This is a genomic window from Streptomyces sp. SID11385 (genome assembly GCF_010548245.1).
Lineage (GTDB): Bacteria > Actinomycetota > Actinomycetes > Streptomycetales > Streptomycetaceae > Streptomyces.
On the sequence record NZ_JAAGLR010000075.1, the window covers coordinates 1 to 8,858 of the forward strand.

Annotated in this window: 7 protein-coding genes and 1 pseudogene; 6 read left to right on the top strand and 2 right to left on the bottom strand. The window is 73.8% G+C overall.

Annotated features, from left to right (window positions below):
* Positions 1 to 112 precede the first annotated feature (112 nt).
* Positions 113 to 1,195 (bottom strand): acyl-CoA desaturase, encoded by a 1,083-nt coding sequence (locus G3I42_RS02690; RefSeq protein WP_164282240.1) that lies wholly within the window; start codon positions 1,193 to 1,195, stop codon positions 113 to 115.
* 210 nt (positions 1,196 to 1,405) lie between these two features.
* On the opposite strand from G3I42_RS02690, the gene G3I42_RS02695 reads away from it, so the two are divergent.
* The 3 genes from G3I42_RS02695 to G3I42_RS02705 all read left to right on the top strand — a co-directional run bounded on the left by G3I42_RS02695 (position 1,406) and on the right by G3I42_RS02705 (position 5,545).
* Positions 1,406 to 2,278 (top strand): ABC transporter ATP-binding protein, encoded by an 873-nt coding sequence (locus G3I42_RS02695; protein WP_343244429.1) that lies wholly within the window; start codon positions 1,406 to 1,408, stop codon positions 2,276 to 2,278.
* Positions 2,275 to 3,258: an iron-siderophore ABC transporter substrate-binding protein gene (locus G3I42_RS02700; RefSeq protein WP_164282241.1), complete on the top strand. Its 984-nt coding sequence runs from the start codon at positions 2,275 to 2,277 to the stop codon at positions 3,256 to 3,258. The genes G3I42_RS02695 and G3I42_RS02700 overlap by 4 nt, the downstream gene beginning before the upstream one ends.
* Positions 3,259 to 3,475: 217 nt before the next feature.
* The gene (locus G3I42_RS02705) at positions 3,476 to 5,545 is read left to right on the top strand and encodes an iron ABC transporter permease (RefSeq protein ID WP_164282242.1); all 2,070 of its coding nucleotides are present in this window, start codon (positions 3,476 to 3,478) and stop codon (positions 5,543 to 5,545) included.
* Positions 5,546 to 5,566: 21 nt separating this feature from the next.
* Here the strand turns inward: G3I42_RS02705 and G3I42_RS02710 are convergent, their stop codons facing one another.
* A complete protein-coding gene (locus tag G3I42_RS02710; RefSeq protein WP_239096221.1) occupies positions 5,567 to 5,941 on the bottom strand; it encodes a hypothetical protein in 375 nt (124 codons plus the stop codon).
* 242 nt (positions 5,942 to 6,183) lie between these two features.
* On the opposite strand from G3I42_RS02710, the gene G3I42_RS02715 reads away from it, so the two are divergent.
* The 3 genes and pseudogenes from G3I42_RS02715 to G3I42_RS02725 form a co-directional block, all read left to right on the top strand.
* A complete protein-coding gene (locus G3I42_RS02715) occupies positions 6,184 to 7,494 on the top strand; it encodes an MFS transporter (RefSeq protein WP_164282244.1) in 1,311 nt (436 codons plus the stop codon).
* Positions 7,495 to 7,646: 152 nt separating this feature from the next.
* A complete protein-coding gene (locus G3I42_RS02720; RefSeq protein ID WP_203606274.1) occupies positions 7,647 to 8,390 on the top strand; it encodes a hypothetical protein in 744 nt (247 codons plus the stop codon).
* Between the two features lie 184 nt (positions 8,391 to 8,574).
* Positions 8,575 to 8,858 (top strand): annotated as a pseudogene (locus G3I42_RS02725) (hypothetical protein); the annotation flags it as partial.

The following is an 8,858-nucleotide window of genomic DNA, read 5'->3' on the forward strand; positions in this document are numbered from 1 at the left end:
CTCCGCGCCGGTCCCGTGGCGGCCCGCCCGTTCCCGTACGGGACCGCCCGCCCTCGTCGCGGGCCGCCCGCCCCCGTACCGGGACCGGCCGTCGCCCCCGCCCCCGCCCCGCTCAGCCCCCGGTCGTCCCCGGGGCCGCGACGCCGCGCCGGAGAGGTTCGCCCACCTCGTGCATGTGCCTCAGCGCCTCCTTGTACGAGCGCAGCAGCCCCGTCTCGTGGTACGGGATGCCGAGTTCGGCGCAGTACGCGCGGACGAGGGGCTGGGCACGGCGCAGGTGCGGGGTCGGCATGCTCGGGAAGAGGTGGTGCTCGATCTGGTAGTTGAGGCCGCCGAGGGCGACGTCGGTGACGAGCCCGCCGCGCACGTTGCGCGAGGTGAGGACCTGCCGGCGCAGGAAGTCGGGCCGCTCGTTCCCGGTCAGCGTCGGCATCCCCTTGTGGTTGGGGGCGAAGGTGGAGCCGAGGTAGACGCCGAAGAGCGCCTGGTGCAGGAAGAGGAAGGCGACCGCCTTGCCGGGCGGCAGGACGAGGAAGAGCGCCGCGAGGTACCCCGCCAGGTGCGCGAAGAGCAGCACCCCCTCCAGGACCCGCTGCTTCGTCTCCGGCCTGCGCAGCGCCCGCACGCTCGACACGTGCAGGTTGAAGCCCTCCAGCGTGAGCAACGGGAAGAACAGCGCCGCCTGGTGCCCGCCGATGAGCCGGGCGATCCCCCTGCTGTGCCGCGCCTGCTCCTTCGACCACACGAGGATGTCCGGGGCGACGTCCGGGTCCAGCTCCTCGTGGTTCGGGTTGGCGTGGTGGCGGGTGTGCTTGTTCATCCACCAGCCGTAGCTCATGCCGATGCCGAGATTCCCGAAGAGCCGCCCGCCGATCTCGCTGGGCCGCCGCGTACGGAAGACCTGACGGTGCGCCAAGTCATGTGCGACCAGGGCGACCTGACCGAAGACGAGGGCGAGGAACGCGGCCACGGCGAGCTGCCACCAGGAGTCGCCGAGCAGCGCGAAGGCCGTCCAGCCACCCGCGAGGGCAGCCACGACGAGGCCGAGGCGCAGGGTGTAGTAACCGGGGCGCCGGTCGAGCAGTCCGGCCGCACCGACGCGCTGGGCGAGGCGGGCGAAGTCGCTGCCGCCGCTCCGGTCACCCGCGCCGCGCGGCACGGGCACCGGGCGGGGTGCGAGAGGAGTCGTCGTCATGCGGTCAGTCTTCGCGGTGCGGGTACCGCGCGGGCAGCCTGCTGACGCCCGGGCCGAGGGGGGTGCCACCCGGTCGCCGACGCGGGGGCTAACCCCCGTCATGCCTTCGTGACCTGCGAGGACCGTGGGGGCGGGGGAGCGGGGCGCCTCCCGGGCCACTCCTCGGGGGTGGGTTACGAAGCCACCTAAGGTTAGGCTAGCCTTCGTGGCGTGAAATCAGCTGAACGAGCGCTCACCGCCCTCCGTACGCGTGGCCACGGCCTCACCGCGACGGGCGTCTGCGTGGCCTACGACCGCGCGGACGTCCTCCACGACGCCGCCCTGTCGCTGCGCCCCGGCGAGGTCACCGCGCTCGTGGGACCCAACGGCAGCGGAAAGTCGACCCTCCTGCGTACCCTCGCCCGCCTCCAGCGCGCCCGCGCCGGGGACGTGCACCTGGAGGAGGACGGCACGGACCGCGTCGACGCCCTCGCGCTCGCTCCCAAGGAGTTCGCGCGCCGCGTCGCACTGCTGACCCAGCAGCGTCCCACGCCCGGCGGGCTGCGGGTGCGCGACGTCGTCGAGTTCGGCCGCTACCCATACCAGGGCCGCTGGGGCGGCACCGACCCCGAGGGCACGGCCGCGATCGAGCGCGCGCTGCGCCTGACCGGCGTCGAGGACCTCGCCGAGCGCGCCGTCGAGCAGCTCTCGGGCGGCCAGCTCCAGCGCGTCTGGCTGGCCGGCTGCCTCGCCCAGGAGACCGGCGTCCTCCTCCTGGACGAACCCACCACGTACCTCGACCTGCGCTACCAGGTCGAACTCCTCGACCTCATGCGGGACCTGGCCGACGAGCACCTGATCGCCGTCGGCGTCGTCCTGCACGACCTCGACCAGGCCGCCGCCGTCGCCGACCGCATCGCGCTCCTGCGCGACGGACGCGTCGTCGCGGACGGCACGCCCGAGGAGGTGCTCCTCTCCGAGCGCCTCACCGAGGTCTACGGCATCCGTATCGAGGTCGACACCGACCCCCTCACCGGACGGCCGCGCACCCGCGCGATAGGCCGCCACAGCACCAGAAGTGAAAGGCTCCACCCCACGCCATGAGACGACTCCTCCTCGCCACGGCCGCGGTGGCCACCGCCGCGATGACCCTCGCCGCCTGCGGCTCCTCGGAGCCCGCGAAGGACGAGCCCGCCTCCAAGGGCTCGGCCGCCACCTCGAAGGTCTCCGTGACCGACGACAAGGGCCAGAAGGTCACGCTCGACGGCCCCGCCAAGCGCATCGTCACCACCGAGTGGAACGTCACCGAGGCCGCCCTCAGCCTCGGCGTCACGCCGGTCGGTGTCGCCGACATCAAGGGCTACCGCGCCTGGGACAAGGCCGCCCCGCTCGGCGACGGCGCCAAGGACATCGGCATGCGCGGCGAACCCAGCATGGACACGGTCGCGGCGCTGAACCCGGACGTCATCGTCGCGACGACCGACCTCAAGGCCGCCGCGATCAAGCAGCTCCGCAAGATCGCCCCCGTCCTGGAGATCGACTCCGCGGTCGGCGGCGCGCAGCTCAAGACCGTCGATCGCACCCTCGACCTCGTCGCCGAGGCCACCGGCACGAAGGCCAAGGCCACGACGGTCAAGAAGGACTTCCGCGACAAGATCGCCGAGGGAAAGAAGGCGCTCGCCGACGCGGGCGCCGACAAGCGCAAGGTCGCCTTCGCGGACGGCTGGGCCACCGGCAACCAGGTCTCCGTGCGCCCCTTCACCGAGAAGTCCTTCCTCGGCGAGATCAACACCGAGCTCGGCCTCACCAACGCCTGGACGCAGAAGGGCGACAAGGCGTACGGCCTCGCCTCGACCGACGTCGAGGGCCTCACCAAGCTCGGTGACATCAACTTCCTCTACATCGCCTCGGACTCGGACGGCGGCGACCCCTTCGCCAAGCTCGCGAAGAACTCCGTCTGGAAGTCGCTGCCCTTCGTCAAGAAGGACCACGTCCACCGCCTGGACGACGGCATCTGGCAGTTCGGCGGCCCCGCCTCCGGCAGCGCCTACGTCGACAGCGTCGTCAAGGCGCTCACCAAGTGACCCACCCGGCGGGCCGCCGCCTGTGACGGCCCGCCGCTCCCGACGGCCCCGGGGACCCGCGTCCCCCGGGGCCGCCCGGCGTGACGGCGCACGGCACGCCACGGGGGCGCCCGTCCCCGTCCCGCCGCTCCGTACCCGTACGTTCGCGCCGCTCCCCGCCGGCGCGCCCCCACAGCCGGCCCTTCCCTCCCGCCCCAGACGTGACGAAACAAGGCTCATGACCGCGACCGCAACGCGCCCTCCCGTCCAGGAGTCCACCGCCCCCGCGCACCGCGGGGGCGCGCCGGCCATCACGCTGGGGCTCCTCCTCGTCGTCGTGGCCTTCGCCGTCATCGACATCGCGCAGGGCACCTCGGACGTCGGCCTCGCCGACGTGTGGCACGCGGCGACCGGCGACGGCGACCACACCTCCGCCTCCGTCGTCGCCGCCTCGCGCCTGCCGCGCGCCGTCGCCGGGCTCCTCGTCGGCCTCGCGCTCGGCGCCGCCGGGCGCGCCCTCCAGACGATGAGCCGCAACGTCCTCGCGGCCCCCGACACGCTCGCGGTCAACGCCGGCTCCTACCTCGCCCTCGCGCTCTTCGCCGTCACCGGCGTCTCGGTCCCGCTCCTCGCCTCCTCGGGCGTCGCCTTCATCGGCGCGCTCGCCGCCTCCGCCGTCGTCCTCGGCGTCTCCGGGCTCGGTACGGGCACGGTCCGCCTCGTCCTCGCCGGCACCGCGCTCGCCCTCGGCCTCGACGCCGTCACGCAGTCCCTCCTGCTCCTCTTCCCGCAGGAGACCGAGGGCCTGTTCCAGTGGAACCAGGGCTCCATCGCGCAGAACGGCTTCGACGGCATTCTCCAGATGCTCCCCGTCATCGCCGTCGCGCTCCTCGGCCTCCTCCTCGTCTCGCGCCGCCTCGACGCGCTCGCCCTCGGCGACGACGCGGCACGCGGCCTCGGCGTCGCCGTCGGCCGCACCCGGCTGATCGTCGTCGTGCTCACCGCGCTGCTCGCCGCCGCCGCCGTCACCCTCACCGGGCCGCTCGGCTACGCGGGCCTGTGCGCGCCCGCCCTCGTCCGCCCCCTCGTCGCCCGCTACAAGGGCTTCGTACGCACCCGCGCGAACATCCCGCTCGCCGGTCTCGTCGGCGCGGGGCTCGTCCTCGGCTCGGACGTCCTGCTCCGCACCTTCGTCACCGCCGACCGCTCCACCGGCATCCCGACCGGCACCGTCACGAGCCTGCTCGGCGCGATCTTCCTCGTCGTCATGGCGGTACGGCTCAAGGAGGGCGGCGACGCGCAGGAGCCGGAGCGCACCCGCATACCCGGCCGGGTCGCCTACCTCGTCACCCTCGCCGTCATCGTCGTCGTGCTCGCCGGCCTCGTCGTCGCGGGCGCCCTCCTCGGCGACAACGTGCTCCTCCTCGGCGACCTCACCAACTGGGCCACGGGCCGCGCGGGCTCCGCGATCTCCTTCGTCCTCGACACGCGTGTCCCGCGCGTCCTCTCCGCGCTCCTCGCCGGTGCCGCGCTCGCCCTCTCGGGCACCCTCGTGCAGGCCGTGACGCGCAACCCGCTCGCCGAGCCGAGCGTGCTCGGCGTCTCGGGCGGCGGCGCGCTCGGCGCCGTCCTCGCCACGACCGCCGCCACCGGCATCGGTACGTGGGGCATCGCCGGGGCCGCCTTCGCGGGCTCCGCGGCGGCGGCCGTGCTCGTCTTCGGGCTCGCCGCGCGCGGCGGCTTCCGGCAGAACCGCGTCATCCTCGTCGGCATCGGGGTCTCGGCGGCGACGACCGCGCTCATCGGCCTCGTCATCGTCCTGACCGACCCCTTCAACGCGGCCAAGGCCCTCACCTGGCTCTCCGGTTCGACGTACGGGCGCGAGCTGCCCGACCTGCTGCCGGTCGGTGTCGCCCTGGTGCTCGGCGGGGCCGTCGCGGTGGCCTCGCGCCGCGACCTCGACCTCGTCTCGCTCGACGACGACACGCCCCGCCTGCTCGGCCTGCCGCTCGCGCCGCGGCGGCTCCTGCTGCTCGGCACGGCGGTCGTCCTCACGGCGACGGCCGTCGCGGCGGCCGGAACGATCGGCTTCGTCGGGCTCGTCGCGCCGCACGCGGCGCGGGCCCTCGTAGGGCGCCGCCACGCGCGGGTCCTGCCGACGGCGATGCTCCTCGGGGCGTGCCTGGTGACGCTCGCCGACATGCTGGGGCGCACCGTCATCGCGCCCTCGCAACTGGGGGCGGGGCTCATGACGTCGCTCGTGGGGACGCCGTACTTCATCTATCTGCTGGTGCGGACCCGGCGGTAGCCGGAGGGGGACGGGCCGGGATTACCCCTTCCCTCCGGCGTTCGAGGAGCGGGGCTCGGGGTGGGGCCCCGGAAGGTCCGGAGGGCCCGGGAGGGACGGGGCGTCCGGCGCGTGGTGGTCGGGGAGCCGGGAGGGAGCGCGCAGTTGCGGCCCCTCCGGGAGGATGCCGTGCTCGCCCGGCGCGTCGATCTCGTACGTCGCCGTGCTCCCCGTACCGGAGAACACCGCCTTCTCCTCCGCCTCCGTGAGGGCGATGCCCCTGCCCTCCGTGGGTGTCACCGCGATGCCCCGCCCCTCGGTCGCCGTCACGGCGATCGCCGCCTCCTCCGCCGGGGAGAGCGCGATGGCCCGTTCCTCGGCCTCCGACAGACCTATGCCGTCCTCGCCGTCACCCATCACGACCTCCTCCGTCTCTCTTCGTATGTCCCGTGACCGGCCGGTGAACCCTGTGTTGACCGGTGTCACCCATTCCGGTTAGGTTCGTGCGGTACGGCTCCCGCGCTCCCGCGCCCGGGCCCGCGACCGTAGGCGTTAACGTCAGTCAACGCGCTTCCAGCTTCCTGCCCAGCACGACACGGCAGGGGCGGCGCGTCGGCGTACCGCGGACCGTTGCCCCGCCGGGAAACGGAGTCCTTCCGGTGGCCGACAGCGCTCACCAGCCCACCGAGAGCCCCGAGGACACGCCGCTGGCTCCGGCCCCCGTCCCCGCGCAGCGCCGCCGACGCTTCACCGTCGACACGACCCCGCTCCGCATCAAGCCCTTCCGCCGCCTGTGGTCCTCCACGGTCGTCACCGCGATCGGCAGCCAGCTCACGGCCGTCGCCGTCCCCCTCCAGATCTACGACGACACCGGCTCCTCCGCCCTCGTCGGCGTCGCGGGCGCCGTCGCGCTCGTCCCGCTCGTCGTCTTCGCGCTGTGGGGCGGTGCCATCGCCGACCTGCGCGACCGCCGCACGCTCCTCCTCCTCAGCAACGCCGGCATCGCCGTCACCTCGCTCCTCTTCTGGGCGCAGGCGGCGCTCGGGATGCACTCGGTCACGGTCCTGTTCGTCCTGCTCGCCTTCCAGCAGGCGCTCTTCGGCATCAACTCCCCGACCCGCACCGCCTCCGTCGCCCGCCTCGTCCCCGAGGCCCAGCTCCCGGCCGCGACCGCGCTCACCTCCACCGTCGCCCAGTTCGGCCAGATCCTCGGCCCGCTGCTCGCCGGGGCGCTCGCTCCCGTCCTCGGCATCTCGACGCTCTACCTCGTCGACACGCTCGCCCTCGTCGTCACGCTGTGGGCGGTGTGGAAGCTCCCGCCGCTGCCCCCGCTCAAGGCCGCCGCGCGCCGTGCCGGGCTCAAGGACATCTTCGACGGCTTCCGCTACCTGTGGCCGCGCAAGCTCCTCCTCGTCTCCTTTGTCGCCGACATCGCGGCGATGGTCCTCGGCATGCCCCGCGCCCTCTTCCCCGAGATGGCCGACACCTACTTCGGCGGCGACGCCGCGCTCGGCGTGCTCTACGCGGCGCTCCCCGTCGGCGCCCTGTTGTGCGGGGTCTTCTCCGGGCTCTACTCGCACATCCGCCGCCACGGCGTGATGGTCGTCCTCTCGGTCGCCGCGTGGGGACTGGCCGTCGCGGGACTCGGGCTCGCGCACTCGCTGTGGCTCGCCGCGCTCATGCTGGCGCTCGCCGGAGCGGCCGACATGATCTCGATGGTCTTCCGCGGCGTCATCCTCCAGTCGGAGGCCACCGACGAGATGCGCGGCCGGATGCAGGGCGTCTTCACCGTCGTCGTCGCGGGCGGTCCGCGCCTGGCCGACCTTCTCCACGGCACCGTGGGCGAGGCCGTCGGCGCGCGCGGCGCGACGGCGGGCGGCGGGCTCCTCGTCGTCGTCGCCGTCGTCCTCCTCGCCCTCGTCGTCCCCGCGTTCTGGCGGTACGTACCGGCCGCGACCGGACGCGAGTGAGCCCGGGCCCCCGGGCACGCCGTCCGTCCCCGCGCCGACTTTTCTGTGCCGGTCCTGTGAAGGAAGCGTTTTCGCGGGTACTCGCGCCGAGTCCCGTCGCCCGACGGGACGTCAACAGGCGGCCGGTCGGGGACCGGCGGAAGGGCGGGACCATGACGACGAGGCGGACGCGGACCACGGCGGCGGCGCTCGGGATGCTGTGCGCGGGAGCACTCGCGCTCTCGGCGTGCGGCGACTCGGACGACGCCGACGAGGCGTTCAAGGGCCAGAAGCCCGACGACATCGCGGCGAAGGCCGTCACCGCCACCGACAAGGCCCCCTCCGTCCACCTCAAGGGCACCTCGCACGTCAAGGGCGGCAACGTCGTCAAGATCGACATCCGCGTCGACGACAAGGGCCACTGCACGGGCACGATGAGCGGCGACGGTGCCACGGCGGAACTGCTGCGCGACGGCGGCGACATCCTCATCAAGGGCGACAAGAAGTTCTGGACCAACTCCGCCAAGGCGAGCGGCGGCACCGGTGGTCAGGGCGCCCAGCTCGCCGACAAGCTCGCGGGCAAGTGGGTCAAGGCCCCCGCGGACAGCGCCGACGCCTCGCTCTGCGACAAGAAGGCGTTCCTCGCCTCCATGGACCAGGACAAGTCCGAGCGCCAGGGCCTCAAGCGCGGCGACACGGGCGAGGTCGACGGCAAGGACGCGCTCGCGCTCAGGAAGGAGAAGGGCGGCAAGCGCCTCACGATGCACGTCGCGACCGAGGGCGACCCCTACATCCTGCGCACCGAGACGAAGGGCTCCGAGCCCAACGACATGACCTTCTCCGAGTACGGCAAGAAGGTCGAGGTGCACAAGCCCGCCGACGACGAGATCGTCGACCCCGCGAACCTGAAGGCGTAGCCCCCACCCGGCGCGTGCGTTCGTTCCCCGCGCCCCCCTCCGCTTCCGCGCTCCCTCGCGTCGCGTGTCCCTTCCCCGGCCCGGTCGTTGCTCCGTACGCCGGAACCGCTCCCGCCCGCGCGGGGTCGCGGGGCCGGTGCGGTGCGCAGTCCGGCGCGGGGAGCGCCGGAGGAGGAGGGGGCGAATGGCTGGCTGGATCACGGCCGGGGTCATGGCGGCCGCGGCGTTCTGCCCGTTGCCGGGCCACACGGGCGGGACCTCGGTGCTCATCGAGGGCGGACCGATCGGCGGACACCTCGTCGTCTGCACCGATCACGCGTGGGTCGAGATCAACGGCCACCACCCGCCCCGGCCCACCCCGCCGCCGCCCCCGGAGCCCACCCCGACACCCCCACCACCGCCCCCGGCACCTCCCGCGCCGAAGCCGCCCACACCGCCCACGCCGCCGAAGCCCGCGCCCAAACCCCC